This is a genomic window from Streptomyces sp. NPDC005402 (genome assembly GCF_040606575.1).
Lineage (GTDB): Bacteria > Actinomycetota > Actinomycetes > Streptomycetales > Streptomycetaceae > Streptomyces.
Window position 1 is genome coordinate 1 of the sequence record NZ_JBEXFB010000029.1, and the last position, 25,500, is coordinate 25,500.

Annotated in this window: 26 protein-coding genes; 7 read left to right on the plus strand and 19 right to left on the minus strand. The window is 72.3% G+C overall.

Features of this window, described 5'->3' with window-relative positions:
• Nucleotides 1–101: 101 nt before the first annotated feature.
• The 3 genes from ABZT02_RS38475 to ABZT02_RS38485 all read right to left on the minus strand — a co-directional run bounded on the left by ABZT02_RS38475 (nt 102) and on the right by ABZT02_RS38485 (nt 3,225).
• Complete coding sequence (locus ABZT02_RS38475; RefSeq protein ID WP_356026347.1) at nt 102–1,259, minus strand: ROK family transcriptional regulator; 1,158 nt, start codon at nt 1,257–1,259, stop codon at nt 102–104.
• 119 nt (nt 1,260–1,378) lie between these two features.
• Nucleotides 1,379–2,041, minus strand: a complete 663-nt coding sequence (locus ABZT02_RS38480; RefSeq protein WP_356026349.1) for a response regulator transcription factor — start codon at nt 2,039–2,041, stop codon at nt 1,379–1,381.
• Nucleotides 2,042–2,055: 14 nt separating this feature from the next.
• Nucleotides 2,056–3,225, minus strand: coding sequence for a histidine kinase (locus ABZT02_RS38485; RefSeq protein ID WP_356026352.1), 1,170 nt, complete (start codon nt 3,223–3,225; stop codon nt 2,056–2,058).
• Between the two features lie 108 nt (nt 3,226–3,333).
• On the opposite strand from ABZT02_RS38485, the gene ABZT02_RS38490 reads away from it, so the two are divergent.
• From ABZT02_RS38490 to ABZT02_RS38500, 3 genes are read left to right on the plus strand one after another with little or no spacing between them, the layout of a single operon-like run.
• Nucleotides 3,334–4,254 (plus strand): ABC transporter ATP-binding protein, encoded by a 921-nt coding sequence (locus tag ABZT02_RS38490; protein WP_356026355.1) that lies wholly within the window; start codon nt 3,334–3,336, stop codon nt 4,252–4,254.
• 1 nt (nt 4,255) lies between these two features.
• Entirely contained in the window at nt 4,256–5,002 is a 747-nt protein-coding gene (locus ABZT02_RS38495; RefSeq protein ID WP_356026358.1) for an ABC transporter permease, read from the plus strand.
• 60 nt (nt 5,003–5,062) lie between these two features.
• A complete protein-coding gene (locus ABZT02_RS38500; RefSeq protein ID WP_356026360.1) occupies nt 5,063–5,509 on the plus strand; it encodes a hypothetical protein in 447 nt (148 codons plus the stop codon).
• Nucleotides 5,510–5,533: 24 nt separating this feature from the next.
• On the opposite strand, the gene mug is transcribed toward ABZT02_RS38500, so the two are convergent.
• The 10 genes from mug to ABZT02_RS38550 form a co-directional block, all read right to left on the minus strand.
• A complete protein-coding gene (mug, locus tag ABZT02_RS38505; protein ID WP_356026363.1) occupies nt 5,534–6,082 on the minus strand; it encodes a G/U mismatch-specific DNA glycosylase in 549 nt (182 codons plus the stop codon).
• A gap of 13 nt (nt 6,083–6,095) precedes the next feature.
• A complete protein-coding gene (gene purB, locus ABZT02_RS38510) occupies nt 6,096–7,538 on the minus strand; it encodes an adenylosuccinate lyase (protein WP_356026366.1) in 1,443 nt (480 codons plus the stop codon).
• A gap of 59 nt (nt 7,539–7,597) precedes the next feature.
• Entirely contained in the window at nt 7,598–7,939 is a 342-nt protein-coding gene (locus ABZT02_RS38515) for a DUF4326 domain-containing protein (RefSeq protein ID WP_356026368.1), read from the minus strand.
• Nucleotides 7,940–7,946: 7 nt separating this feature from the next.
• Entirely contained in the window at nt 7,947–8,720 is a 774-nt protein-coding gene (locus ABZT02_RS38520) for an SGNH/GDSL hydrolase family protein (RefSeq protein WP_356026370.1), read from the minus strand.
• Between the two features lie 54 nt (nt 8,721–8,774).
• Nucleotides 8,775–9,788, minus strand: coding sequence for a hemolysin family protein (locus ABZT02_RS38525; RefSeq protein ID WP_356026373.1), 1,014 nt, complete (start codon nt 9,786–9,788; stop codon nt 8,775–8,777).
• Between the two features lie 133 nt (nt 9,789–9,921).
• Nucleotides 9,922–11,253, minus strand: a complete 1,332-nt coding sequence (locus ABZT02_RS38530) for a hemolysin family protein (protein ID WP_356026376.1) — start codon at nt 11,251–11,253, stop codon at nt 9,922–9,924.
• A 49-nt stretch (nt 11,254–11,302) separates the two neighbouring features.
• Nucleotides 11,303–11,728, minus strand: a complete 426-nt coding sequence (locus tag ABZT02_RS38535; RefSeq protein ID WP_356026378.1) for a GNAT family N-acetyltransferase — start codon at nt 11,726–11,728, stop codon at nt 11,303–11,305.
• 56 nt (nt 11,729–11,784) lie between these two features.
• Nucleotides 11,785–12,705, minus strand: a complete 921-nt coding sequence (locus ABZT02_RS38540; protein WP_356026380.1) for an LLM class F420-dependent oxidoreductase — start codon at nt 12,703–12,705, stop codon at nt 11,785–11,787.
• 49 nt (nt 12,706–12,754) lie between these two features.
• Nucleotides 12,755–15,322, minus strand: coding sequence for an ABC transporter permease (locus tag ABZT02_RS38545; protein ID WP_356026382.1), 2,568 nt, complete (start codon nt 15,320–15,322; stop codon nt 12,755–12,757).
• Nucleotides 15,323–15,326: 4 nt separating this feature from the next.
• Nucleotides 15,327–16,121 carry an ABC transporter ATP-binding protein gene (locus ABZT02_RS38550; protein WP_356026384.1) on the minus strand — a complete coding sequence of 265 codons (795 nt, stop codon included), beginning with the start codon at nt 16,119–16,121 and terminating at the stop codon, nt 15,327–15,329.
• A gap of 220 nt (nt 16,122–16,341) precedes the next feature.
• On the opposite strand from ABZT02_RS38550, the gene ABZT02_RS38555 reads away from it, so the two are divergent.
• Both ABZT02_RS38555 and ABZT02_RS38560 read left to right on the plus strand, forming a co-directional pair.
• Complete coding sequence (locus ABZT02_RS38555; protein WP_356026386.1) at nt 16,342–16,575, plus strand: antitoxin; 234 nt, start codon at nt 16,342–16,344, stop codon at nt 16,573–16,575.
• Complete coding sequence (locus ABZT02_RS38560; RefSeq protein WP_356026389.1) at nt 16,572–16,946, plus strand: fic family toxin-antitoxin system, toxin component; 375 nt, start codon at nt 16,572–16,574, stop codon at nt 16,944–16,946. Before ABZT02_RS38555 ends, ABZT02_RS38560 begins: the two co-directional genes overlap by 4 nt.
• Here the strand turns inward: ABZT02_RS38560 and ABZT02_RS38565 are convergent, their stop codons facing one another.
• Entirely contained in the window at nt 16,947–17,636 is a 690-nt protein-coding gene (locus ABZT02_RS38565) for a class I SAM-dependent methyltransferase (RefSeq protein WP_356026391.1), read from the minus strand.
• 78 nt (nt 17,637–17,714) lie between these two features.
• Nucleotides 17,715–18,401 (minus strand): triacylglycerol lipase, encoded by a 687-nt coding sequence (locus tag ABZT02_RS38570; RefSeq protein WP_356026393.1) that lies wholly within the window; start codon nt 18,399–18,401, stop codon nt 17,715–17,717.
• A 168-nt stretch (nt 18,402–18,569) separates the two neighbouring features.
• Here ABZT02_RS38570 and ABZT02_RS38575 point away from each other — a divergent pair, with 168 nt between their 5' ends.
• Entirely contained in the window at nt 18,570–20,792 is a 2,223-nt protein-coding gene (locus ABZT02_RS38575) for a LuxR C-terminal-related transcriptional regulator (RefSeq protein ID WP_356026396.1), read from the plus strand.
• Between the two features lie 7 nt (nt 20,793–20,799).
• Here ABZT02_RS38575 and bioD read toward each other — a convergent pair whose 3' ends face one another.
• Genes bioD through bioB form a run of 3 tightly spaced genes read right to left on the minus strand, consistent with a single transcriptional unit; the run spans nt 20,800 to nt 23,960 of the window.
• Nucleotides 20,800–21,516: a dethiobiotin synthase gene (gene bioD, locus ABZT02_RS38580; RefSeq protein WP_356026398.1), complete on the minus strand. Its 717-nt coding sequence runs from the start codon at nt 21,514–21,516 to the stop codon at nt 20,800–20,802.
• Between the two features lies 1 nt (nt 21,517).
• Nucleotides 21,518–22,804 carry an adenosylmethionine--8-amino-7-oxononanoate transaminase gene (locus tag ABZT02_RS38585; RefSeq protein WP_356026400.1) on the minus strand — a complete coding sequence of 429 codons (1,287 nt, stop codon included), beginning with the start codon at nt 22,802–22,804 and terminating at the stop codon, nt 21,518–21,520.
• Nucleotides 22,797–23,960, minus strand: a complete 1,164-nt coding sequence (bioB, locus tag ABZT02_RS38590; RefSeq protein ID WP_356026403.1) for a biotin synthase BioB — start codon at nt 23,958–23,960, stop codon at nt 22,797–22,799. Before bioB ends, ABZT02_RS38585 begins: the two co-directional genes overlap by 8 nt.
• 148 nt (nt 23,961–24,108) lie before the next feature.
• Here bioB and ABZT02_RS38595 point away from each other — a divergent pair, with 148 nt between their 5' ends.
• Nucleotides 24,109–25,236, plus strand: a complete 1,128-nt coding sequence (locus ABZT02_RS38595; protein ID WP_356026406.1) for an 8-amino-7-oxononanoate synthase — start codon at nt 24,109–24,111, stop codon at nt 25,234–25,236.
• A 40-nt stretch (nt 25,237–25,276) separates the two neighbouring features.
• Here ABZT02_RS38595 and ABZT02_RS38600 read toward each other — a convergent pair whose 3' ends face one another.
• Nucleotides 25,277–25,498: a DUF397 domain-containing protein gene (locus ABZT02_RS38600; protein WP_356026408.1), complete on the minus strand. Its 222-nt coding sequence runs from the start codon at nt 25,496–25,498 to the stop codon at nt 25,277–25,279.
• Nucleotides 25,499–25,500: the final 2 nt, after the last annotated feature.

Consider the following 25,500-nt stretch of genomic DNA (forward strand, 5'->3'; position numbering starts at 1 on the left):
GGGACTGTCCATCGCCCGCCAGATCGTGACCGACCATCAGGGGACGATCGCCGTGGACCCCGGACCTGCGTCCGGGGCGCCGCCGTACGCCATCGGACCGCTCACCGCCGGGCGGTCACCGTGCTCTCCACCGCGAACAGCTGCTCCTCCACATGGTCGAGAGCCAGTCGCAGCGCACCCGTCGCCACGGCCGCCTCGCCGAGGAGTGACAGGGCGACCTTCGGCGGCCGCAGACAGTAACGGGCCAACTCGCGCCGCAGCGGCTCCAGTACGCCGTCCAGGCCGGCCGCCCAGCCGCCGACCACGACGAGTTCCGGGTCGAGGGCCAGGACGAGAGCCGCCACGTCGTGCACGAGCCGCTGGATGAAGCGGTCCACGGCCGCCCGGGCCCGCTGGTCGCCCTCACGGGCCTGCGCGAAGACCGCGGCGACGGCCTGCTCGTCGAGCGGGTGCAAGGGCTGGTCCGTGGTGGACAGCAGCGTCTCCGGGGTGACCTCGCGGCCCAGCAGATGCAGCGCGCCGATCTCCCCGGCCGCTCCGCCGTACCCCCGGTGCAGCCGCCCGCCGATCAGCGAACCCGCCCCCGGGCTCAGCCCGGCCAGCACGAACACCACGTCGTCGGACTCGGTGGCGGAGCCCTTCCAGTGCTCGGCGACGGCGGCCGCGTTGGCGTCGTTCTCGACCAGCACCGGGCACTTGAAGGAACGGCTGAGCCGCTCGCCGAGCCGCAGCCCCGTCCACTCGGGCAGCGCCGCGCACAGCCGTATGGTGCCGTCCGCCTCCACGATGCCGGGCGAGGCGACTCCCACGGCCCACAGGGAGTCGCGCGCGACCCCGGCCCGGCGCAGCAGTTCGGCGACCGCCGTGCGCAGCCGCTCCAGGCGTTCGTCGGCCGAGGCCGTCTCGTCGACGTCCTTGGCCACCGCGCCGAGCACCCGGCCGTCGAGGTCGGACAGGAGCGCGGCGACCCGGTGCGGCCCGATGTCGAGGCCCAGCAGATGCCCGGCCTCGGCCCGGAACCGGAACCGCCGCGCGGGCCGCCCCTGCCGCCGGGCGACGCTCTCGTCCGCCGCCTTCTCGACCACCAGGCCGCCCTCGATGAGCCCCTCGACGACCCCCTCGACGGTCGGCCGGGACAGGCCCGTCACCCGGGTGATCTCGGTCAGCGTCGCGCAGTCCGTGGCACGCAGCGCGTGCAGCACCACCGCGGAATTGATCCTTCGCAGGAGCGAGGGATCCCCGCCGGTCAGTCGCCCCAACGTCCGTCCTCCCAGCTCGTGCGCGTGTTGCGCGGATCGTACCGGTCGCACCGCCGGGTCGGGCCGCGCCGGGTCGTCTTTTGTCCGCCGCGCTGTCGTGGCCGGTCGCGCGGTTTTGTTCAGCCCGGTGCCACGAACCCCGATTCGTACGCCGCTATCACAGCCTGTGTCCGATCGCGCGCCCCCAGCTTCGCCAGGACGGCGCTGACGTGCGACTTCACGGTCTCGGTGCCGACGACCAGCCGCGAGGCGATCTCCGCGTTGGACAGCCCGCGCGCCATCAGCCGCAGCACCTCGGCCTCCCGCTCGGTCAGCTGGGCCCGCTCCATCGCGGCCCGGGCCGCCCGGTTGCCGCCCTCGTCGCCGTACTGGGCGGCCAGCCGCCGTACCGACGCGGGGAACAGCAGGGACTCGCCCTCGGCGACCAGCCGCACCGCGTGCACGATCTCGGCCGGCCGCGCCCGCTTCAGCAGGAACCCGTCGGCACCGGCCCGCAGCGCCTCGTACACGTACTCGTCGTTCTCGAACGTCGTCACCACGACGATCTTCGGCGGGTCCTCGACCGTCCGCAGCACCGCGCGCGTGGCCTCGATGCCGTCCAGCAGAGGCATCCGTACGTCCATGGCGACCACGTCGGGCCGCAGCTGCCGCACCAGAGGGATCACCGCCGCCCCGTCGGCCGCCTCGCCGACGACCTCGATGTCGGGCTGCGCCTCCAGCACCGCCCGCAGACCGGCGCGTACGAGGGGTTCGTCGTCGACGAGGAGAACGGTGACCGGCATACGGTCAGCGTAGATCAGCGGAGCGGCAGCTCGGCATGCACCTGCCAGTCACCCCGATCGGGCCCGGTGTGCGCGTGTCCGCCGAGCAGGGCCGCCCGCTCCCGTATGCCGCGCAGCCCGCTGCCCCGCCCGGGGCCGGCTACGTCGGCCGTCAGCGGATTGCGGACCTCCAGGGCGAGGGCCTCGCCCGTGACCTCGATACGCACCCGGACCGGGACGGCCCCCGCGTGCCGCAGCACATTGGTCAGCGACTCCTGGAGGATCCGGTAGCCCTCGCGGGAGACCGGCCCGGGCACGGTGTCCACCGGGCCGGTCAGTTCGGCGTCCACCTTCGCGCCGGACGCGCGCGCGGACTCCAGGAGCCGGCCGGCGTCCGTCAGGGTCGGGCGGCTGCTCACCGGCCGCTCGGACTCGCGCAGGATGCCGAGGACGCGCTCCAGGTCCTCCAGCGCGGCCCGGCCGGTCTCCTCGATGGCGTCCAGGGCACGGTCGGTGAAGGCCGGATCGCCGGCCGCCCGGGCGGCGCCCGCCTGGACGACGGCGACGGTCAGGGCGTGCCCGATGGAGTCGTGCAGCTCCCGCGCGATGCGGGTGCGCTCGAGGAGCTGTTCGGTGCGTTCCTCCATGGCGGCCAAGCGATCGGCGGGGGAGGGGCCGAGCAGCCGGAGCGCGAGCGCGGTGATCACCCGGCCCGAGCCGACCACGGTCGCCGCCAGCGCGACCAGCGGCAGGGGGGCGAGCAGGACGTGCCACCACCGGTGGCCGTCGAGGAGGAGCAGCACCCCCTCGTCGACGTCATGGCCGAAGGCCGACGCCACCAGGTCCACCGAGCCGATGAGCAGGTGCACGCTGAGCATCACCGTCGCGTAGCCGAGCAGCAGCCGTACCTCCAGCCACACGACGAGCCGCCACCGGTCGCTCCAGGACGCCGACGGCGCGACGACGATGTCCAGGCTCTGGCTGTTGTGCCGGTGTCCTGTCAGCAGCAGCCTCGCCTGCAGCCCCTCCACGGTGCGCATCGCGGGCACCAGCCCGGCGGGCGCGAGCGTCACGGCCGCCACCAGCCAGGTCCACCACGCCTCCTCGACGAACATCCACATGGCCGGCCACACGACGGCGATGAACAGATGCAGCCATCGTGTGTACGTCACCGCCCGGCCGAACGGGCGCAGCAAGCGGACCATGCGGCCATCGTGCCAGCCGCCACCGACAACGAACCTCCCCCGCACGGGGGAGACGATCTCCACGCGCGGGGGAGGCCCCGCACCCGCGGCACCGGTCAGGCTGCTGCCATGACCAGCATCGAAGTCCAAGCCCTCACCAAGGAGTTCGGCACCCGACGAGCCGTGGACGACGTCACCTTCCGTGTCCTCCCCGGCCGTGTCACCGGCTTCCTCGGGCCCAACGGCGCCGGAAAGTCCACCACCATGCGACTCGTCCTCGGCCTCGACCGCCCGACCTCCGGGACGGCCACGATCGGCGGCCGCGCCTACGTCACCCTCGACGAACCGCTGCGCCATGTGGGCGCCCTGCTCGACGCCCAGGCCGCGCACGCCTCCCGCACCGGCCGCGACCACCTGCGCACCCTGGCGGCGAGCAACCGCATACCCGACCGCCGGGTCGACGAGGTGCTGGAGCGCACGGGGCTGGGCTCGGTCGCCCGGCGCCGGGTGAGGACGTACTCCCTGGGCATGAGGCAGCGGCTCGGTATCGCGGCGGCCCTCCTCGGCGACCCGGGCGTGGTCATGCTCGACGAGCCCTCGAACGGCCTTGATCCCGAAGGCATCATCTGGATCCGTGAGTTGCTGCGCCGGCTGGCCTCGGAGGGCCGCACGGTGCTGGTCTCCAGCCACCTCATGAACGAGACCGCGACCTTCGCCGACCACCTCGTCGTCCTGGGCCGGGGGCGCCTCCTCGCCGACACCCCCATGCGGGAGTTCATCCACGCACGCGCGCAGCCCAGCGTGCGCATCCGCACGACCGACCCCACCGCACTCAAGAGCGCCCTCGCCCGGCACGGCCATGACGGCGTGGAGCACGAGGACGGGCACTGGACGGTGCAGCACGCACGCGTGGACGAGATCGGCGCCATCGTGTCCGCCGCGGGCGTCCCCCTCCTCGAACTCGCCGCGGAGGAAGGCACCTTGGAGCAGGCCTATCTCGACCTCACCGCCGCCGAAACCGAGTTCACCGCACAGCCGCAGGAGGCCTGACATGTCACCCGCATCAACCGCCGGCTCCTTCGCCCCGGTCCTCCGCTCCGAGTGGCTGAAGATCCGTACGCTGCGCTCGCTCCCCGGCGCGCTGTTCGCCCTGTTCGCCGCGACCACCGCGTTCTCCGCGATCGCCGGAGTCTCCGACACCTCCGATCCCGAGTTCGACCCCCTGTTCATGGCCCTGTCCGGAGTGACGCCGGGCCAGATCGCGGCCATCTCCTTCGGTGCCATGGCGGTGTCCTCGGAGTTCCACGGGGGTGGGCTCCGGCTGTCGCTGGCCGCGGTGCCGCGGCGGGGGCGGTGGTTCGCGGCGAAGGCGACGGCCATCGCCGTACCCGCTCTCGTGGTCGGCCTGGTGACCGCCCTCACCGCCCTCGTCGTGGCACGTGCCGGACTCGGCGATGCGGCGAACGGCCTGAGCGCCGGTGAACAAGTACGCGGTGTCGTCGGCTGCGGGATCTACCTCACCTTGATGGCGCTGCTGGCGGCCGGTCTCGCGGCGGTGCTGCGCAGTGGAGTGGCAGCGCTCTCGCTCCTGATCCCGTTCATCCTGGTCGTCTCGTTCGTGATCGGCGATGTGGCGGGTGGGGCCACCGACTTCCTGCCGGACCGGGCGGGACAGATCGTCCTGTACGAGTCGCACGACGGACCTCTTGGACCGTGGACGGGACTCACCGTGACCGCGGCCTGGGCGGCCGCTGCCCTGGCGGCGGGGGCGTGGAGTGTGCGCCACCGGGACGCCTGACCCCCCCCACGTCGCCTGACGCCCCGCCAAATGTCAGTGGCGGCCGGTTTACTGGATCACATGGACAGTGCGAAGTACCTCGCCGCGATCGACTCGCTGTGCGCCCGCGACCTGACCGCGGCGGACGGCGAGTCGGACGCGTACCGGTCGGGGCCCGGCTACCGCATCGAGTCGTTAGAGGTGAGCCACGGGACGCGGACCGGTGACGCGACGCTGCGCATGGCGGCCGTGGCCGACTTCTACGCCCTGAAGAGCTCCATAGCGCGGCAGTTGGACGACCGCTGGGGCAGGAAGCAGCCGCTCTGGGGGATGGGCACGCTCAAGCTGCGCTGCGAACGGGGCGAGGAGATACCCGAGCCCTGGAACACGACGAGCATCGTGACGGACGACCTCGACCTCTGGCAGCCCCCGGGCTCGGACCGCTGGATCGCCCTCGGCGTGGGCTACCGGGACGAGACCGACGAGGTCCACGTCCTCGCCGTGGCCTCGGACATCGACCCGGTGTGACCCGCTGACCGTCCTGCTGACCCGTTAGACGTCCTCCGCCGCCACCCGCAGCCGGGCGAACTCCTCCGCCATCGTCGCCGCCGTCCAGTGCGCGTTGAGGCCGCTCGGGTTGGGCAGCACCCATACGCGCGAGTTCCCGATCGTCCGCTCCTGCGGCCCGACCTTCGCCTTCTTGTCGTCGAAGGCCGCGCGATAGGCGGTGACCCCCACCACGGCCAGCCAGCGGGGCCCGAGCCGCGCCACCTTCTCCGCCAGCAGCCGCCCGCCCGCGCGGTACTCCTCGGCGCTCAACTCGTCCGCCCGCGCGGTCGCCCGGGCCACGACATTGGTGATGCCGAGCCCGTACGACAGCAACTCCTGCTGCTCCGACGGCTTCAGCAGCCTCGGGGTGAAGCCGGACAGATGCAGCACCGGCCAGAACCGGTTGCCCGGCCGGGCGAAGTGATGGCCCGTCGCGGCCGTCATCCGACCGGGGTTGATGCCGCAGAACAGCACATGGAGACCGTCCGCGACCACGTCCGGTACCAGACGGTCGCGGGCGGCCTCCAGCTCCTCGGGGGTGAAGCGCGTCATCGCGTGAGGAGTGTCAGAGGATCGCCCCGGGCGCGTAGCCCGCGGCCGCCGGGTGCTGCTTGACGATCTCCTCGATCCGGCCGACCACGACGGCGACCTGGTCGGCGGCGGCGCCCGTGAAGGACAGCTTGTCGGCCATCAGCGCGTCGAGCCCGTCGCGGTCGAGCGGGATGCGCGCGTCGGCCGCCAGCTTGTCGAGGAGTTCGTTGCGCTCGGCGCCCTGCTCGCGCATCGCGAGGGCGGAGGCGACGGCGTTCTCCTTGATCGCCTCGTGTGCGACCTCCCGGCCGACACCCGCGCGCACCGCGCCCATCAGCACCTTGGTCGTGGCGAGGAAGGGCAGGTAGCGGTCCAGTTCACGGGCGACGACGGCCGGGAAGGCGCCGAACTCGTCCAGGACGGTGAGGAAGGTCTCCAGGAGGCCGTCGAGCGCGAAGAACGCGTCCGGCAGCGCGACCCGGCGCACCACCGAGCACGACACGTCGCCCTCGTTCCACTGGTCGCCCGCCAGCTCACCGGTCATCGAGGCGTAGCCGCGCAGGATGACCATCAGGCCGTTGACGCGCTCGCAGGACCGCGTGTTCATCTTGTGCGGCATCGCGGAGGAGCCGACCTGACCCGGCTTGAAGCCCTCGGTCACCAGCTCGTGCCCGGCCATCAGCCGGATCGTCTTCGCCATCGAGGAGGGTGCCGCAGCCAGCTGCACCAGCGCGGTGACGACCTCGTAGTCCAGAGAGCGCGGGTAGACCTGGCCGACCGATGTGAACGCCTGCGAGAAGCCCAGGTGACCGGCGATCCGCTGCTCCAGCTCGGCCAGCTTCGACGCGTCCCCGCCCAGCAGGTCCAGCATGTCCTGCGCGGTTCCGACGGGGCCCTTGATGCCGCGCAGCGGATAGCGGGCGAGGAGCTCCTCGACCCGGCCGTACGCCACGAGCAGCTCGTCCGCCGCGGTCGCGAAACGCTTGCCGAGAGTGGTGGCCTGCGCGGCCACGTTGTGGGAGCGGCCGGCCATGACCAGCTCGCCGTACTCGGCGGCCAGCTTGCCGAGGCGGGCCAGGACGGCCACGCTGCGGTCGCGGATCAGTTCCAGGGAGAGCCGGATCTGGAGCTGCTCGACGTTCTCCGTGAGGTCCCGGGAGGTCATGCCCTTGTGGACGTGCTCGTGCCCGGCGAGGTCGTTGAACTCCTCGATCCGCGCCTTCACGTCGTGCCGCGTGACCTTCTCGCGCTCGGCGATGGAGGCCAGGTCGACGGTGTCGAGGACCCGCTCGTAGTCGGCGAGGGCCGCCTCCGGCACCTCGATCCCGAGGTCCTTCTGGGCCCGCAGCACGGCGAGCCAGAGCTGACGCTCGAGCCTCACCTTCTGCTCGGGCGACCAGAGCGTGGCGAGCTCGGCGGAGGCGTAGCGTCCGGCGAGGACGTTGGGGATGCGGGGCTTGGCGGGAGCGGAAGTCACGTGTACGGATTCTACTGGCGATTCCTGCAGGCCAGCGTCAGGGTCCCGTTCGTCGGAACCTACGAGAGCGCTTCCGCGAGCTCCGCCAGCACCTCGGCATGGCACGGCTCGGGCGCGCACCAGCAGGCCAGGGCCCTGCCGCGAAGGCCGGGCAGCAGAGCGAGCAGCTCCGGCCGCTGCCGCAGATACGCCCGGTACTTCGCCATGACCTCGGCTCGCGTGCCGTCCCGGCGGCGCGAGGGGGTGTCGTGGGCGAAGGGGTTGTACAGCGGGTGCTTCGGCAGGTCCCAGCCGCCCATGGTCCAGCGGCGGCCCACGTAGACGAGGTCGGCGGGCGCGTGTTCGAGGCGGGGGCCGTACTCGTGGATACGGCCCCTGACGTTGACCACGCGCGTGTGCACGACGTCCTCAGTGCTCGTAGGGCAGGAGGTCGGGCCGCTTCGGCGGCAGGCCGTCGCCCGAGGAGCGGCCCGTCAGGCGCCGTCCGATCCACGGCAGGAGGTGCTGCCGGGCGAAGCGGGCGTCCGCGATGCGCCGCGCGACCCACTTCGGCGGGACCGTCGCCGGGATCGGCGTACGCCACTCCGTGTCCTCCGGGTCGTAGCCGAGGGTCTGCCACACGGCCTCGGCGACGCGGCGGTGGCCCTCGGCCGTCAGGTGCAGTCGGTCCACGTCCCACAGGCGCGGGTCGGAGAGCGAGCGGGCGCCGTACAGGTCGACGACCACCGCGCCGTGCCGGGCGGCGAGCTCGTCGACGACCGTGAACAGCTCCTCCATGCGCGGCCGGAAACGCTCCAGGACCGGGCCCTGGCGGCCGGGGCTGCGCATCAGCACCAGTTGCTTGCAGGACGGGGCCAGCCGCTCCACGGCCTCCGTCAGCAGGTCGCGCACCCGGACCATGTCGCACTTGGGCCGCAGGGTGTCGTTGAGCCCGCCCACCAGCGTGATCACGTCCGCCTGCATCGCAGCGGCCACGTCGACCTGCTCGTCGACGATCTGCTGGATCAGCTTGCCGCGCACCGCGAGGTTGGCGTACCGGAAGCCGGGGGTCACGGCGGCCATCCGGCCGGCGAGGAGGTCGGCCCAGCCGCGGTAGGAGCCGTCCGGAAGCAGGTCCGACATGCCCTCGGTGAAGGAGTCGCCGACCGCGACCAGGCTGGAGTAAGTGGGATTCGTCTGCATGGCGGGAGAAATGGTAACGCGATCACATACTTGCCGGTCGGTGGGTTCGGGTCGTCACACCTGCCGCCCGAACAACTCCCGCAGCACGTCCTCCATCGTCACCAGCCCGGCCAGCCGTCCGTCCGCGCCGAGCACGGCCGCCAGATGTGTCCGGCTGCGCCGCATCGCCGTCATCACGTCGTCCAGCGGTGTGCTCTCCCGGATCCGTGCGATCGGCCGCATGTCTCGCACCGGGAACGGCAGATCCCGCGGTGAGGCGTCCAGCGCGTCCTTGACGTGCAGGTAGCCGACGATCCGGCGCCCCTCGTCCACCACCGGGAACCGGGAGAACCCGGACTCGTTCGACAGCGCCTCCAGCTGCTCCGGAGTGACGCCCACGCTCGCGTAGACGACGCTTTCCAGGGGCAGCACCACGTCCCGCACCGGCCGCCGGCCCAGCTCCAGCGCGTCGTGCAGCCGCTCCCGCGCGCGCTCGTCGATCAGTCCCGCCTCGCCGGAGTCCCGCACGATCCGCGCCAGCTCGGCGTCCGAGAAGCTGGCCGTGACCTCGTTCTTGGTCTCCACGCGCAGCAGCTTCAGCAGGGCGTTCGCGAACGCGTTGACCGCGAAGATCACCGGGCGCAGCCCGCGCGCCAGCGTGACCAGCGGTGGCCCGAGGAGCAGCGCGCTGCGCACCGGCTCGGCGAGCGTGACGTTCTTGGGGACCATCTCGCCGAACAGCATGTGCAGATAGGTCGCCAGGGTCAGCGCGATCACGAAGGACACCGCGTGCCCCGCGCTCTTCGGTACGCCCACCGCGTGGAACGCCGGCTCCAGCAGATGCGCGATCGCGGGCTCCGCGACCACGCCCAGGACCAGCGTGCACAGCGTGATCCCGAGCTGCGCGGCCGCCATCAGCGCGGAGACGTGCTCCAGCCCCCACAGCACGCTCTTGGCACGCCGGTCGCCCTGGTCGGCATACGGCTCGATCTGGCTGCGCCGCACCGAGATCAACGCGAACTCGGCCCCCACGAAGAAGGCGTTCACGACGAGCGTCGCCAGACCGATCAGCAACTGGACAGCGGTCATCGCTCGGTCCTTCCCCAGTGGGTGGTCGGGCGGCGATCTTGGCCTGGGTTGTCGTGTGGGGAGATCGAGCGGCGGACACCGTCCGCTCCCGCGGTCACCGCTCGCGTCTCCTCCCGCGCCCACTGAACGGCGGTCACGACCCGGCCACCTCCCCGTTCCCGGCCAGAGGCGCATGCAGCAGTACTCGTGCGGCCCTGCGCCCCTGCGCGTCCGTCACGTCGAGCCGCCAGCCGGTGACCTCCACCGAGTCGCCGACGGCCGGGATCCGGCCCAGTTCCGTCGCCAGCAGTCCGGCCAGCGTCTCGTACGGTCCCTCGGGTGCCCGCAGTCCCACGCGCGCGAGCTGGTCCACGCGGGCCGAGCCGTCGGCCCGGAAGAGCTCCCTGCCCTCCTCGTCGGTGCCCGCGGGGTCCAGGTCGGGCGTCTCGTGCGGGTCGTGCTCGTCGCGGACCTCGCCGACGACCTCCTCGACGATGTCCTCCAGCGTGGCCACGCCCGCCGTACCGCCGTACTCGTCGATGACGACCGCCATCGTGCGCTTGCCGGAGAGCCGGTCCAGAAGCCGGTCGACGGTGAGCGACTCGGGCACCAGCAGCGGCTCACGCAGCAGCTCGGCGACCGAGGCGCGGGGCCGGCGTTCGGCCGGTACCGCCAGGACGTCCTTGATGTGCGCGATGCCGACGACCGAGTCGAGGCTGCCGCGGTAGACGGGGAACCGGGACAGCCCGGTCGCACGTGTCGCGTTCGCCACGTCCTCGCAGGTCGCCTGGACGTCCAGGGCGATCACCTGCACCCGCGGGGTCATCACGTTCTCCGCGGTCAGGTCGGCGAGGTTGAGCGTGCGTACGAACAGCTCGGCGGTGTCCGCCTCCAGCGCGCCCGCCCGGGCGGAGTGCCGGGCCAGCGCGGCCAGCTCCTGCGGGCCGCGCGCGGACGCCAGCTCCTCGGCGGGTTCCAGGCCGAAGCGGCGCACCACCCGGTTGGCCGTGTTGTTGAGGTGGGTGATGAAGGGGCGGAAGGCCGCGCTGAACCAGCTCTGCGCGGTGCCCACCCGTTTGGCCATGGCCAGCGGCGAGGAGATCGCCCAGTTCTTGGGCACCAGCTCGCCGACCACCATCAGGAACACCGTCGACAGCGCCGTTCCCAGCACCAGCGCCAGCGACCGGGACGTGGACGGCGAGACGCCGAGCGACTCCAGGGGCCCCGCGATCAGCGCCGCGATCGACGGTTCGGCGAGCATGCCGACGACCAGGTTGGTCACGGTGATCCCGAGCTGCGCCCCGGACAACTGGAACGTCAGATTCCGTACGGCCTTCAGGGCACCGGACGCGCCCCGCTCGCCGCGTTCCGCCGCCCGCTCCAGCTGGCCGCGCTCGACCGTGGTGAGCGAGAACTCCGCAGCCACGAAGCCACCGCAGGCCAGCGAGAGCAGGATCGCCACCAGCAGGAGGAGCACTTCGGTCATCGGGTCACCTCCGTCCCATGATCGGACAGGGTCCCCAGGATCGCCCGTCCTAGCCGGCGAGGGGCTTCACCCAGCGCCGCCACTTTTCCTCGGGCGCATACCCCGCCGCGCGCCAAGCGTGCTGTGCCGTCTCGTTGCGCACCAGCACCATCGCGTCCCCGCGCCGCCCGCCGAGCCGTACGAACCGCTCCTCCGCGGCGGTGAGCAGCGCCGCCCCGATGCCGCGCCGCCGGCGCTCCGGGTGCACCGCGAGCCGGTACAGATGGCACCGCCAGCCGTCGAAGCCCGCGATCACCGTGCCGACGAGTTCGCCGTCGAGCTCGGCGAGGATCAGCGCCTCGGGGTCCCGCGTGACCAGCCGCTCCACGCCGTCCCGGTCGTCGCTGATGCTCGTCCCCTCGGCAGCCTGCCTCCAGAAGGCCAGCACCGTGTCGAGGTCGTCGGGCGTCGCGGCCCGTATCCGCAGGTCGGTCATACGGTGATCCCATCACGCCCCACGGCCCGGCACCCGGAGTTCCAGTATTCGGACGCCTACCGGCCGCGCAGCTGAGCCATCACCGGCGCGAACGCCTCCATGGACGCCTCCAGCACGGTCAGATAGGTGAAGCCGTACCTTTCGCGCTGTGCCAAGACCTGCGCGACGATCTCCTCGACCGTGCCGATCAGCATGATGGGCAGGTCCAGGGCCTGCTGGAGGGTCAGGTCCGGGAACCGGTGCAGGAACGGCGTGGCTGCCGCCTCGCGGTCGTCGGTGACGACCACCATCTGGATGAGCAGGTTCAGTTCGGCCGGCTCCTTGCGCCCCTCGGCCAGGTGCACATAACGCGCGACGCGCTCGTCGAGTTGCCCGGCGGTGGTCGGGGTCAGCTTGCCGGTCGTGTTGCCCGGCACGAGGGTCGCCCCGGTGAAGGCCGCGATGTCGGCGTGCTCGGCGGACAGTTCCAGCATCCGGTTGCCTATGCCGCCGATCAGCAGGGGCACCCGGGGCCGCTGCACCGGCTGCGGCACATGGTCGGCCGAGGACAGCAGCCGCTCCAACTCCTCGACCGTGTGCCGCAGATGGTCCACCCGCTCACCCGGCGAGCCGAAGGGCAGCCCCGCCTGGTCGTGCTCGGACCGCACGTAGCCGGTGCCCAGACCGAGTTCGAGGCGGCCGCCGGTCAGGGCGTCCACCGTGGCCACCTCACGGGCGAGCAGGGCGGGGTTCCAGAACCCCGCGTTGAGGACGAACGTGCCGAGCCGTGGCCGCTCGGTGACCTCCGCCGCCGCGACCAGCGCAGGGAACGGCGCGACCTTGCCGAGATGGTCGGGGACCAGGATCACGTCGTAACCGAGTTCCTCGGCCTGTCGGCACTTGGCGCGCCAGTCGTCGTCGGTGGCGGCGGCGGTCAGGTTGACGGCGAAGCGAAACGGGTGGAGCTGATCGGTGCGGGGCTGATCGGGACGGGGCATGAACTCTCCTCAGCGGTAAGCGACTTGAGTTGTCTGCCCCGCGATTCCATCATTCGTGCGCGATCGCCGCCAGTACGTTCATGCGCGATGCACGCAACGCCGGCAGCAGCGCCGCCACGATGCCCACCACCGCCGAGCCGACGACGACCGCGACGATCGTGCCCCAGGGGATCGCCAGCGCGTTCATGCCCTGAAGCGCGAGCACCTGCTGGGTGCACACACCCCACACCAGCCCGAGCGCGAGCCCCAGGACCGCGCCGAACACCGCGATGACCACCGACTCCAGCCGGATCATCCGCCGCAGTTGACGCCGGGCGAGCCCGATGGCGCGCAGCAGCCCGATCTCCCGGGTGCGCTCCACGACGGACAGGGCGAGGGTGTTGACGACGCCGAGCACCGCGATGACGATCGCGAGCCCGAGCAGCGCGTACACGAGGTAGAGCAGGACGGCGATCTGGTCGTGGACCAGGTCCTTGTAGTCGGCGAGGTCGCGCACCTGGACCTGCGGATACGGGTCGAGGGTCTTCTCCAGACCGGTCCGCAACCGGTCGGCGCCGGTGCCGGAGGCGGCGTTCACGTACAGCGCGGAGTCCTGGCCGCCCCGCGCGAACCGCTCCAGCGTGGCCAGACCGAAGTAGATGCCGCCCTGCGTCCCGAACCCCTCCGCCGAGTCCTGGTCGGTGAGGGCGCCCACGGTCAGTTCGGCCCGGCGTCCGCCCTGGAACTCGACGGGCACCTCGCTGCCGACCTTCACGTCGTGGTCGCGCGCGAAGTCCAGGTCCATGCCCAGGTGCCCGGCGGCGAGCGCGGCCGCGGTGTCGCCCTGCGCGTAGGTGATGTGGGCGACCTCGTCGAGCTGCGGGTCGTACCCGGCGGCTGTGGTCTCGACCCGCTTGCCGTCCGGCAGCCGTACGGCGACGGGCGCGAACCTCGACCGTACGACGAGCCCGGCGCCCTCGGTGTCGCGCACCGCGTCGGTGACCTCCTGCGGGAACGGCAGGAAGTTGCCGTTCTGGACGACGAAGTCCGCGCCCAGGGTCTTGTCGATCTGGTCGTCGAAGGACTTGGACATGGAGGCGCTGGCCACGGACATCCCGCCGACGAGGGCGAGGCCGACCATCAGGGCGGCCGCGGTGGCGCCGGTGCGGCGGGGATTGCGCAGGGCGTTGCGCTGGCTCATCCGTCCGACCGGGCCGAAGAGGGCCGGGAAGGCCCCGCCCAGGACCCGGATCACCGGCCGTACCAGCAGCGGGCCCGCGATGACGGTCGCGAGGAGCGTCAGGACGACACCGAGGCCGAGGAAAGAGGCCGCGGAGGCCGTCCTCGACGACAGCACGCAGCCGAGTAGGGCCGCCGCGCCCGCCGCGCCCACCAGGCCGCCCACGATCGCGCGGACCCGGAGCGGCCGTCCGATCCCGGCGATCTCGGCGTCCGAGAGGGCCGCCATGGGGGAGACGCCCGCCGCGCGCCGGGCCGGGAGATAGGCCGCGACGAAGGTGACGCCCACGCCGACGACGTACGCCGCCACGGGAGTGCCCCAGCCGATGACCATCTCGCCGGTCCGGATGTTCATGCCGAAGGCGTTCATGAGCGCGATGAGCCCGACGGCGAGGCCGATGCCGGTGCCGAGTCCGACGGTGGAGCCGACCAGGCCGAGCAGGGTGGCCTCGGTGAGCACCGAGCGGCGGACCTGACGCCGGTCGGCGCCGAGCGCACGCAGAAGGCCCAGCTCACGGGTGCGTTGGGCGATCAGCATGGAGAAGGTGTTGACGATCAGGAAGATGCCCACCAGGACGGCGATGCCCGCGAAGCCGAGCATGACGTACTTGATGACGTCCAGGAACCCGCCCAGTTGGTCGACGTCCGACTTCGCCTGCTCGTCGGCGGTCCGGTACTCGTAGGTGCCCGTGCCGAGTGCGGCGGCGACGCGCTGTTTGAGCCGGTCGTTGCTGACGCCCTCGGCGGCGTCGACCGAGATGCTGGTGGCGGCCTTCGAGGAGCCGAGCAGCTTCGCCTGCGCGGTCGGCGGGTCGAGGAACAGCAGTGTGGCACCGGGGTTGGTGGTGGTGAACGTGACGATGCCGACGATCCGCACCTTGAACGAGCCGGGCCCCGCGATCACGGTGAGCGGGTCACCGATGCGCAGGTCCTTGCGGTCGGCGGTCTCCGAGTCGAGCAGGGCCTCGGCCGGGCCGTGCGGCGCGTGACCCGAGGTGAGCTTCACCGGGCTGCGCGAGGTCGGGTTCCAGTCGGTGCCGATGGTGGGGGCGCCGGTGGTCGAGCCCACCGACTCGTTCTCGGAGTCGGCGACGGTGATCCCGTCGTCCTCGGCGTCGAAGCGCGCGGCGCCGACCCCGTCGACCCGGGCGACCCGGTCCGCGAGCGCGGCCGGCAGGGTGGCCGTCGTGCCGGACGGGATGGCCTCGCTCAGGTCCTGCTTCGGGCTGATCGTGAGGTCGGGAGCGGTCGAGGCGAAGAGCCGGTCGAAGGTGCGGCTCAGGGTGTCCGAGAAGATCAGGCTGCCCGAGACGAACGCCACGGACAGGATCACGGCCAGCGCGGAGAGCAGCAGCCGTCCCTTGTGGGCGAGGAAGCTGCGGAGCGTCGCCTTCAGCACGGGGTCATCCCTCGTCGGGAGCGGCGTCGAACTGACCGCGGAGCACGTCGAAGCGTTTCATGCGTTCCAGCACGGCCTCCGCGGTGGGCCGCTCCATGCTGTCCACGATCCGCCCGTCCCCGAGGAAGAGCACCAGGTCGGAGTGGGCGGCGGCGCCCGGGTCGTGGGTGACCATGACGACGGTCTGCCCGAGCTGGTCGACGGCCTCGCGCAGGAACCCGAGGACCTCGAGGCCCGCCCGTGAGTCGAGGTTGCCGGTCGGCTCGTCCGCGAAGATCAGCTCGGGCCGGGAGGCGAGCGCGCGGGCGCACGCGACGCGCTGCTGCTGACCGCCCGAGAGCTGCGAGGGCCGGTGCTTGAGGCGGTCCCTGAGGCCCAGGGTGTCGATGACCTGGTCCAGCCACTTCTCGTCGGGCTTCTTGCCGGCGATGTCCATGGGCAGGGTGATGTTCTCGGCCGCGTTCAGCGTGGGGATCAGGTTGAACGACTGGAACATGAACCCGATCCGGTCCCGGCGCAGCCGGGTCAGGTCGCGCTCCTTGAGTCCGGTGATCTCGGTGTCGCCGAGCCAGACCTGACCGGCCGAGACGTTGTCGAGCCCCGCCAGGCAGTGCATCAGCGTGGACTTTCCGGAGCCCGAGGGCCCCATGACCGCGGTGAAGCGGCCGCGCGCGATGTCCACGTCCACCGAGTCCAGGGCGAGCACGGCTGTCTCGCCCGAGCCGTACGCCTTGGTCAGACCGCGGGCGCGGGCCGCGATCGCGTCGGCCGGGGCGTGCTCCGCAGCAGCTGTGGACAAGGCTCTCTCCTCGCTCGTGGACGGCGCTCTTGAATGGCTCGCGGACCGGGTGGTCCCCATCCGGCTGAGGGTAATGTGATCCATCCCATACCGGTATCCTCCGTGGGGTCGAGGCGGGCTCCATCGCAGGTCGGGCTTCCGGTATCGGTGTAGGGGGCACACTCCACCCGGTCCAGGGCCCCCCTTGCCGTTGCTAGCACTTCGGCGCTAGCTTCGAGGTATGGCGAAGACTCAGTTGAACGTGCGGGTGGACGAGGGCACCGCCCGCGCCGCCCGTGAACGTGCCCTCGCCCGCGGCGTGAGCGTCAACCGCTACATCGAGGAACTGGTCATGAAGGACACCGGCGAGGCGGGCCAGGCCTTCGTGGAGGCCGCGGCCGACTTCATGAAGCAGTACGAATCCGTGTTCGCGGAGGAGTTCGGCAAGGAAAGCAAGGAACACGAGACTCGTTGAGCGATCTGCACATCGATCTCGCCTGGCTCCTGATGCTCGCGGAGCAGAAGATCCCGGGCGATCCCCAGATCACCGACTGGGGCGCCCTGGTGGCCGCCGTGGCACGGCATCAGGCGGAGATCTTCGACATCCCCGTCTACGACAGCCCGCATCTGCGCGCCGCCGCGCTGCTGCAACTCCTCATCCACGTCCCGGCGTTGGAGCGCACCAACGCCCTCTTCGCCTGCGCGGTCGGGTACGCCTATCTCGTCGCGAGCGGGCTCAGGGTCGTCACCTCGCCCGAACTCGTCCGGGACCTCGCCAAGGTGGCCAAGAAGGGCGACGCCTCGGTGCACGACATCGCGCGCGAGCTGCAGAGGTGGACCCTCTGATCAGCGCTGCGCCGACGGCGGCCGCCAGGCGGTGCCCAGCACACAGAAGGACGTGGGCATCGTCGGCCCTTTCTCCGGCATCGACACCCTTCGGTAGGGGCCGAGTTCGAATCCGGCGTCGCGCAGCGCCGCGACCGGGTCGCGGGCCAGATGGCAGCCGCCGCTCAGCGGGGGCCACACCGTGCGGTCCAGGGCGCGCTGGGTGAGGCGCATCGCCGGGCCACCGCCCCTGCCGTGCTCGAAGAACCGCACGACCCCGCCGGGCCGCAGCACCCGCCGCACCTCGCCGAGCGCCCGCGGCACATCGCGCACACTGCACAGCACCAGCGAGATCACCACGGCGTCGAAGGCCTCGCTCTTGACGGGCAGCGCCTCCGCGGCCCCGGGCACCACGTCGACCGGCACCTCGGAGCGCAGGGCCGCCTCCACCGCCAACCGCCGCAGCCGGCGCTCCGGTTCGATCGCCACGACCTCGGAGACCGCGCCGGGATAGTGCGAGAAGTTCAGGCCGTTGCCCGCGCCGATCTCGATCACCCGCCCGGAAAGTCCGGCGAGCAGCCGCTCCCGCACCCCGGCCATGCCCCACCTGCTCTCGGCGGTGACACTGACCCGGGCGTAGCACCGGGCGAACAGTGGATGGTGGACGGGGTCCCGGGACACCTTGCCGGAACCGGTGGACCGCAGCGCCATGGCAGCCTCCCTCGCAGGACAGGACTGACCTCACCGCAATTGTCCCCCGCGGGACCCTGTCGCACCCCCTGCGGACGCTCACCGCACGAAGTCGCGCACCTGCCCGTAGACGCCGTGGTCGTTGTTCATGTCGGTGTGCGAGACGCACCCGACCTCGACATTGGTCGCACCGCTGAGGATCGCCGTGGTGTCCGGGGTGAGGGCGTCGTCGCAGTTGGACCAGTAACTGGCGTAGGTGACGCCGCCCGGCGTCTCGTCACCTGAGTTGAGAGCCGTGAGGAAGGAGCTGCCGGTGTACATCTCCGCGCACGAGGTGTACAGCCAGGAGCACCAAGAGGCCGTGGTCGTCCCGTGGTTGACGCCGGCGGCCGAGACGAAGTCGTCCACGTACGCCGTGCCGCCGAGGTTCTTCAGGTAATAGCGGGCGCTCAGCGCGCCCATCGAGTGGGTGACCAGGTCGACCTTCGAGGCGCCGGTCGCCCTCAGTACCCGCTGGACCTCGGTGGCCAGCTGCTGGGCGGTGGTCACGTTCGACTGCGACCAGCTGTACGACCAGGCGTCCAGCTCGGACGTGGTGTAACCGTCCGCCTTGAAGTCGGCGATCCAGTCGTCCCAGCTGCTCGCGTCGCTGCTGAGGCCGTGCACGAAGACGATGGGGTTGTGGGTCGCCGCGTGAGCGGGGACCGCGGCGAAGGAGAGTGCCAGAAGGAGAGAAGTGACCACGGCCGTGGCGGCCGCGGCGATGCGACGCCCGAAGCGCTGCATGATGCCTCCTGAAACGGGTGGGGTTGTCAGGAGTGTCGGGCCGGTCTACGCGCGCCGCATCGGCGAAATCGCCGGTCTTTACGGGTCAATTAACTCGCCAGTAACGTGAGTTGTGTGGTGACTCCGGTGAACCCCCCGCATCAGACACCTACTTCGCCTCCACGGCGCGTGATCTCGGCGCTTCCCGAGGGCGTCAGGGTGCGGCTGCTGCATTCCGTTCACGGCGATCCGCGCGCCGCGGCCGAACTCGTGAGGCTGCTGAGCGACCGTCAGTCGGCCGGCCTGGACCCGCTCCCCACCGAACCCGCCGACCTCGCCCCCGCGCATCTCCACTCGATGCGCGCGGAGATCCGCGCCCTGCCCGACGACACCCGCCTCCTCCTGCTCCTCGCGGCGGCCGACCAGTACCCGGTCGCCACCCACGCCTTTCTGCGCGCCGTCACCGCCGCCCGCCTCGACACCCGCCCGCTCGAGAGCGCGGAGGCGGTCGGCGTGGCGCACTCGGGAGCGGGCGGAGTGGTCTTCCGGGACGCCTGGACGAGGATCGCCGCCTACGAGTCCGGCTCCCCGGCTGACCGCCGTGACGTCCACCGACTGCTGGCCGGCGTGCTGCACGGCGACGGTGAGACGCCCCGTCGGTCCTGGCACCGGGGCGCGGGCGCGCTCGGTCCGAGCGGACGGCTCGCGGCGGAGCTCCGCGGCTCCGCGGACACGGCCCGGCGCACCGGACACCTGGCTCTGGCGCGGGCGCTGCTGGAGCGTGCCGCCGCGCTCTGCCCGGATCCGGCGGAACGCTCCCGTCTGGTGACACGTGCCGCCGCCGACGCCTGGCAGGCCGGCGACGGCGACCGGGCCCGCCGCCTCGCGGCCGACGGCACGGCCGACGACGCCCTCACGGGCCTGTTCGCACTGCGCGCGGGCAACGCCGCGGAGGCGTTCGACGCGCTCCTTGGGGCAGCGGTCCACCGCGCGAGAACCACGAGAGGGAACGATTCTCTTGAGGCGGCTGGGACACCAGGTGACGGTGCAGTGACCTACGACGGGGAGGTGGGTCATGACCGTGCGGTGACCCAAGGCGAGGCGACCTTCGATCCCGCCGCTCATCTCCTCGCCCGCGCCACCGAAGCCGCCGTCTACACCGGCGACCTGCGCCGCTGCCGGGAAGCCGCCCGGGTCGCCGGACGGCTCGGGATCGCGCCGACCGGCACGCTCGGCGGACTCGCGGCCGCCTTCGAAGGGCGCTACGAGGACGCCCGCGACCTCCTCCGGGCGGCGGCCGGGCGCTGCGGCCCCGGCGGCGATCCCACCCTCCTCGTCCACGCGGGCATAGCCGCCCTGATGCTCGGCGACCACACCCGCGCCGCCACCGCGACCCTCCGCGCCGCCACCTCCGCCCGCGCCCGGGGCACGACGGCCGTCGTCGCCCAGGCCATGGAGTTCCGCGCCTACGCCGATTTCTGGACCGGCCGCCCACAGGCCGGACAGGCCGCAGCGACCGAGGCCCTGCACCTGGCGCACGCCACCGGGCAGGACAACGGGGCCTGCCATCTCCAGGCCGCCCTGGCCATGTTCGCGGCGATCACGGGAGACGCCGATGTCTGCCGTGAGCGCGCAGCCGCCGCACGCTCGTACGCCCTCGCCAGGGGCCTCGGCCTGCCCGCCGCCCTCGCCCAGTGGGCGCTCGCCTTCCTCGACCTCACCGACGGCCGCTTCGCCGGCGCGGCGGCCCGGTTGCGCGCCCTCGCCGGGTTCGGCCCCGGCCACGGCCACCGGGCCATCCGGCACCTGGCCACCCCGCACTACGTCGAGGCCGCCGTCCGCACCGACGACACCCGGATCGCCCGCGGCGCCCACGCCGACTACCACCGCTGGGCCACGGCCGTCCACAGCGCCGACGATCTCGCCCTGAGCGCCCGCTGCCGTGCCCTGCTGGCCCCCGGTGAGGAGGCGGTGGAGCACTATCGCACCGCCCTCGACCTCCACGCGCGCGGCACCCGCGACTTCGAACGGGCCCGCACCGAGCTGCTGTTCGGCAGCGCACTGCGCCGACTGCGCCGCCGCACGGAGGCACGCGACCGCCTGCACAGCGCCCTGGAGGCCTTCGACCACTTCGGATCTCCGCACTGCGCGGCCCGGGCCCGGGCCGAACTCCGCGCCCTGGGCGCCCCCGCCGCCCCGACGCACGCCGTCGACCCGGCCGCCCGCCTCACCGCCCAGCAGTTGCTGGTCGCCCGCATGGTCGCCGAGGGCGCCACCAACCGCGAGATCGCCGCCCGCCTGGCCCTCAGCCCGCGCACGATCGACCACCATCTGCGGGGCGTCTTCACCCGGTTGGGCATCCGCTCCCGCATCGACCTGGTCCGGCTCATCGCCGAGAGCGAGGTTCCCTAGAGGTCTCTCAGGGCGCCTCGCGCACCCCGAACAGCTCCGCGTCCCACGTCCCGTCCAACCGCGGAGCCAGCCAACCCGGCGCCGCCGCACGGAAGTCGACGGGGGTCAGCCGGCCGGCACCGGCGGGCAGGGCGCCGAGCAGCGGAGCCCCGGACACGTCCGGCAGATCCGCGAGGTTGCAACGCGAGGCGAGGTCAGGGGAGTCGGGCCAGCTGCCGATCACCACCCCCGCCAGGTCGAGCCCACGGCGGCGGAGTTCGCGGGCCGTCAACTCCGTGGTGTTGAGGGTGCCCAGGCCGGCCGTCGCCACGACCAGGACCGGCGCCCGCAGCAGCTCCGCCGCGTCGGCCAGCGTCCCGCCCTCGTCGTCGAAGCGGACGAGCAGCCCGCCCGCCCCCTCCACCAGCACCAGATCGTGCTCGGTGGCCAGTTTGGCGGCGGCCTCGGCGACCTCCCGCGGACGCACCGGCCTGAGAGCCGCCCGCCGGGCGGCCGTCGCCGGGGCCAACGGCTCGGGATAGCGGGCGAGTTCGGCCTTCGTCACACCACCCGCGAGCCGCGCCACCTCGTCGGCGTCCCCGGGCTCGTCCGGCCGTACGCCGGTCTGCGCGGCCTTCAGGACGGCGACCGTCCGTCCGGCGGCGAGCGCGGCGGCGGCGACGGCAGCCGTGGTGACGGTCTTGCCGACCTCCGTGCCCGTTCCCGTGATCACCAGTACCGGCATGTCATCCCTCCCGGGCGGCGGCACCCAGCGCGCGCGCGATCCGTGCCACGTCCTCGTCACCCGTGACGTACGGCGGCATCGTGTAGACGAGGTCGCGGAACGGCCGCAGCCACACGCCCTCGCGCACGGCGGCCTCCGTCGCGGCCTTCATGTCGACGTCGTGGTCCAGCTGCACGACCCCGATGGCGCCGAGAACCCGTACGTCCTTCACACCGGGCAGCGCACGGGCCGGCTCCAGCCCTTCCCGCAGCCCCGCCTCGATCCGTTTGACCTCCGCGAGCCAGTCCTGCCCCAGCAGCAGCCCGATCGACGCGCAGGCCACCGACGCGGCGAGCGGATTGCCCATGAACGTCGGGCCGTGGGCCAGCACCGGCACCTCGCCCCGCGAGATGCCGTCGGCCACGCGAGGCGTGCACAAGGTCGCCGCCATCGTCAGGTAACCGCCGGTCAGCGCCTTGCCCACACACATCACGTCCGGCGTGACCGCCGCGTGCTCCGCCGCGAACAGGGCGCCCGTGCGCCCGAATCCGGTCGCGATCTCGTCGAACACCAGCAGTACGTCGTGCGCGTCGCACGCCTCGCGCAGCACCCGCAGATACGCGGGGGAGTGGAACCGCATCCCACCCGCGCCCTGCACCACCGGCTCCACGATCACAGCGGCCAGCTCGTCCGCGTGCCGCTCGATCGCCGCGCGCAGCCGATCGGCGTACGACTCCTCGAACTCGGCCGGGGGAGCGTCCACGAACACCTGGCGGGGCAGGACCCCGGACCACAGCTCGTGCATCCCGCCCTCGGGGTCGCACACCGACATGGGCTGCCAGGTGTCACCGTGGTAGCCGCCGCGCCAGGTCAGCAGGCGCTGCTTGCCCGGACGGCCCAGCGAGCGCCAGTACTGCAGGCACATCTTGACCGCGACCTCGACCGACACCGACCCCGAGTCGGCGAGGAAGACATGCTCCAGGCCCTCGGGGGACATGTCGACAAGGAGCTTCGCGAGTCGGACGGCGGGCTCGTGGGTGAGCCCGCCGAACATCACATGGCTCATCCGCCCGAGCTGCTCGCGCGCCGCCTCGTTCAGCACCGGGTGGTTGTAGCCGTGGATCGCCGACCACCAGGACGACATGCCGTCGACCAGCTCCGGGCCCTCGGCGAGCCGCAACCGCACCCCGCTCGCCGACTCCACGACGAGCGGGTCGACCCGGCCGGGCATCGGACCGTACGGATGCCACACGTGCCGCCGGTCGAGCGCCAGCAGCTCCGGCACGGGCAGGAGGGGCAGATCAGGCATTGGGCGCGAGGTCCGTTCCGGCACCTCGACGGCGTACGGCGACCAGGTCCGTGCGCGGCTCGCTCACCGTCGGCGCGGCCGGGGCGGCCGTACCGCAGACCCCGCCGCCCTCGTGGGAGCCGCAGTCCGCGCTCTCATGGCAGCCGCCGGTCACCCGGTGCTCCGGCAGCGTCACCTCGCCCGCGCCCTCCACCTCGAACCCTGCGTCCGCGATCATCTCCAGGTCGGCCTTGCCGGCCTGGCCCTCGGTGGTGAGGTAGTCGCCGAGGAAGATCGAGTTGGCCAGGTTGAGGGCGAGGGGCTGCATCGTGCGCAGATGGACCTCGCGGCCGCCCGCGATGCGGACCTCGACGTCCGGACAGACGAAGCGGACCATCGCCAGGATGCGCAGACAGCGCTGCGGGGTGAGGTTCCACTCCTTGGCCAATGGGGTGCCCTCGACAGGGATCAGGAAGTTGACCGGAACCGAGTCGGGGTCCAGCTCGCGCAGCGCGTACACGACGTCGACCAGGTCCTCGTCGCTCTCGCCCATGCCCGCGATCAGGCCCGAGCAGGCGGACAGACCGGCCGCGTGCGCCTTGTTCACGGTGTCGACCCGGTCGGCGTAGGTGTGCGTGGTGGTGATGTCGCCGTAGGTCGACTCGGACGTGTTGAGGTTGTGGTTGTAGGCGTCCGCGCCCGCCTCGCGCAGTCGCTCGGCCTGGCCGTCGGAGAGCAGACCGAGACAGGCGCACACCTCGACGCCCTCGTTCTGCTCCTTGATCGCCTTGATGGTGCCCGCGACCCGGTCCACGTCACGGTCGGTCGGACCGCGCCCGCTGGCCACCAGGCAGACCCGCTTGGCGCCCCCCGCGAGCCCGGCCGCCGCGGCCTGGGAGGCCTGGTCGGGCTTGAGCCAGGTGTACTTCAGGATGCCGGTGTCGGCGCCGAGCCGCTGCGAGCAGTAGGAGCAGTCCTCGGGGCACAGCCCGGACTTCAGGTTGACGAGATAGTTGAGTTTCACCCGACGCCCGAACCAGTGCCGGCGCACCTTTCCGGCCGCGGCCACCACGTCGAGCAGGTCGTCGTCGGAGGTGGCCAGCACGGCCAGCGCCTCCTCGCGGGTCGGCAGCTCGCGCCGAAGCCCCTTGTCCACCAGCGTGTTCAGCAGGTCCATGAGAGCCGATCCTGTCTTACGGACCCGCCCCGGGCCAAGGTAGGGATCGCACAACACACCCGCAGCGACGTGTGGGTATTGCCACACCGTGGGTAGCGTTTGCTGCGACTAGGGTCTGTCCGTTGTCTACAAAAGCCCCGGAGGACCCATGGCGTTCGGCTGGATCGACGAGCAGGCGGCGGCGCGCCGGCGGGCCGGACTCGTACGGACCCTGCGGCCGCGTCCGGCCGACTCGCCGCTGCTGGACCTCGCGAGCAACGACTACCTGGGCCTGGCCCGCCATCCCGAGGTCGTGGCAGGCGCCGCGACGGCCGCGCGGACCTGGGGCGGCGGTGCGACCGGGTCCCGGCTCGTCACCGGCACCACCGAGCTGCACGGCGAACTCGAGCGCGAGCTGGCCGACTTCTGCGGCTTCGAGGCGGCGCTGGTCTTCTCCTCCGGATACGCGGCGAACCTGGCCGCCGTCACCGCGCTCGCCCCGCACGGCTCACTGATCGTCTCCGACGCGGGCAACCACGCCTCCCTCATCGACGGCTGCCGGCTGGCTCGCGGTACGACCCAGGTCGTCGCGCACGCCGACCCGGACGCGGTCCGCAAGGCACTGGGCACGCACGAGGGGCCCGCCCTCGCCGTGTCCGACACGGTCTTCTCGGTCGACGGCGACGCGGCACCGCTGGCCGGCCTCGCCGAGGCATGCCGGGAGCACGGCGCGGGCCTGGTCGTCGACGACGCCCACGGCCTGGGGGTGCTCGGCGCCGGCGGCCGCGGAGCCCCGCACGCGGCGGGACTCGCGGGCGCCGACGACGTGGTCGTCACGGTCACGCTGTCCAAGTCGCTCGGCAGCCAGGGCGGCGCCGTCCTCGGCCCCGCACGGGTGATCGAGCACCTGGTCAACGCGGCACGGACATTCATCTTCGACACCGGTCTGGCCCCCGCGTCGGCGGGAGCCGCCCTCGCGGCCCTGCGACTGCTCGGCCGTGAGCCCGAGCGGGCCGCACGCGCGCGCGAGGTGGCGACCGGACTGCACGCACGTCTGACCGCCGCGGGTCTGGAAGCGGTACGTCCGGACGCCGCGGTGGTCTCGGTGCGCGCACCCTCCCCGGAGGAGGCCCTGCAGTGGGCGGCCGACTGCCGTGCCGCCGGGCTCTTCGTGGGCTGTTTCCGGCCCCCTTCCGTGCCCGACGGCATCTCACGGCTCAGGCTGACCGCCCGCGCGGACCTCTCCGAGGAGCAGATCGAACGCGCTGTACGTGTGATCGGCGGAACACGACCATGAGTCGGCGTGACACGGCCGTGCACCGAACGGACTGAAACGGTCAGAACGCCCGGACGAAGCCCGCCCAGCTCTCGGGGGAGAAGAGCAGCGCGGGTCCGTCCGGATTCTTGGAGTCGCGTACGGCGAGCAGCCCGGCGCACGGCCCGGCCGACGGCCTCGCCGTCTCCACACAGTTGTTCGCCCCAGTGCTGTAGCTGCTGCGCAGCCAGCGCACTTCGGGCAGTCGGGTACTGGAGGTTACGTTCCGAGGCAGTGCAGACATGG

Bases quoted from the DNA above. Each gene is read 5' to 3' on its own strand.
- ABZT02_RS38530 (WP_356026376.1), bottom strand. From the start codon at position 11,253: ATGACCGAAGTGCTCCTCCTGCTGGTGGCGATCCTGCTCTCGCTGGCC.
- ABZT02_RS38565 (WP_356026391.1), bottom strand. From the start codon at position 17,636: ATGGCGCTGCGGTCCACCGGTTCCGGCAAGGTGTCCCGGGACCCCGTC.
- ABZT02_RS38555 (WP_356026386.1), top strand. From the start codon at position 16,342: ATGGCGAAGACTCAGTTGAACGTGCGGGTGGACGAGGGCACCGCCCGC.
- ABZT02_RS38520 (WP_356026370.1), bottom strand. From the start codon at position 8,720: ATGCAGACGAATCCCACTTACTCCAGCCTGGTCGCGGTCGGCGACTCC.
- ABZT02_RS38600 (WP_356026408.1), bottom strand. From the start codon at position 25,498: ATGTCTGCACTGCCTCGGAACGTAACCTCCAGTACCCGACTGCCCGAA.
- ABZT02_RS38495 (WP_356026358.1), top strand. From the start codon at position 4,256: ATGTCACCCGCATCAACCGCCGGCTCCTTCGCCCCGGTCCTCCGCTCC.
- ABZT02_RS38535 (WP_356026378.1), bottom strand. From the start codon at position 11,728: ATGACCGACCTGCGGATACGGGCCGCGACGCCCGACGACCTCGACACG.
- ABZT02_RS38525 (WP_356026373.1), bottom strand. From the start codon at position 9,788: ATGACCGCTGTCCAGTTGCTGATCGGTCTGGCGACGCTCGTCGTGAAC.
- ABZT02_RS38480 (WP_356026349.1), bottom strand. From the start codon at position 2,041: ATGCCGGTCACCGTTCTCCTCGTCGACGACGAACCCCTCGTACGCGCC.
- ABZT02_RS38490 (WP_356026355.1), top strand. From the start codon at position 3,334: ATGACCAGCATCGAAGTCCAAGCCCTCACCAAGGAGTTCGGCACCCGA.
- ABZT02_RS38485 (WP_356026352.1), bottom strand. From the start codon at position 3,225: ATGGTCCGCTTGCTGCGCCCGTTCGGCCGGGCGGTGACGTACACACGA.
- ABZT02_RS38540 (WP_356026380.1), bottom strand. From the start codon at position 12,705: ATGCCCCGTCCCGATCAGCCCCGCACCGATCAGCTCCACCCGTTTCGC.
- bioD (WP_356026398.1), bottom strand. From the start codon at position 21,516: ATGCCGGTACTGGTGATCACGGGAACGGGCACGGAGGTCGGCAAGACC.
- ABZT02_RS38500 (WP_356026360.1), top strand. From the start codon at position 5,063: ATGGACAGTGCGAAGTACCTCGCCGCGATCGACTCGCTGTGCGCCCGC.
- ABZT02_RS38585 (WP_356026400.1), bottom strand. From the start codon at position 22,804: ATGCCTGATCTGCCCCTCCTGCCCGTGCCGGAGCTGCTGGCGCTCGAC.
- ABZT02_RS38570 (WP_356026393.1), bottom strand. From the start codon at position 18,401: ATGCAGCGCTTCGGGCGTCGCATCGCCGCGGCCGCCACGGCCGTGGTC.
- ABZT02_RS38595 (WP_356026406.1), top strand. From the start codon at position 24,109: ATGGCGTTCGGCTGGATCGACGAGCAGGCGGCGGCGCGCCGGCGGGCC.
- mug (WP_356026363.1), bottom strand. From the start codon at position 6,082: ATGACGCGCTTCACCCCCGAGGAGCTGGAGGCCGCCCGCGACCGTCTG.
- bioB (WP_356026403.1), bottom strand. From the start codon at position 23,960: ATGGACCTGCTGAACACGCTGGTGGACAAGGGGCTTCGGCGCGAGCTG.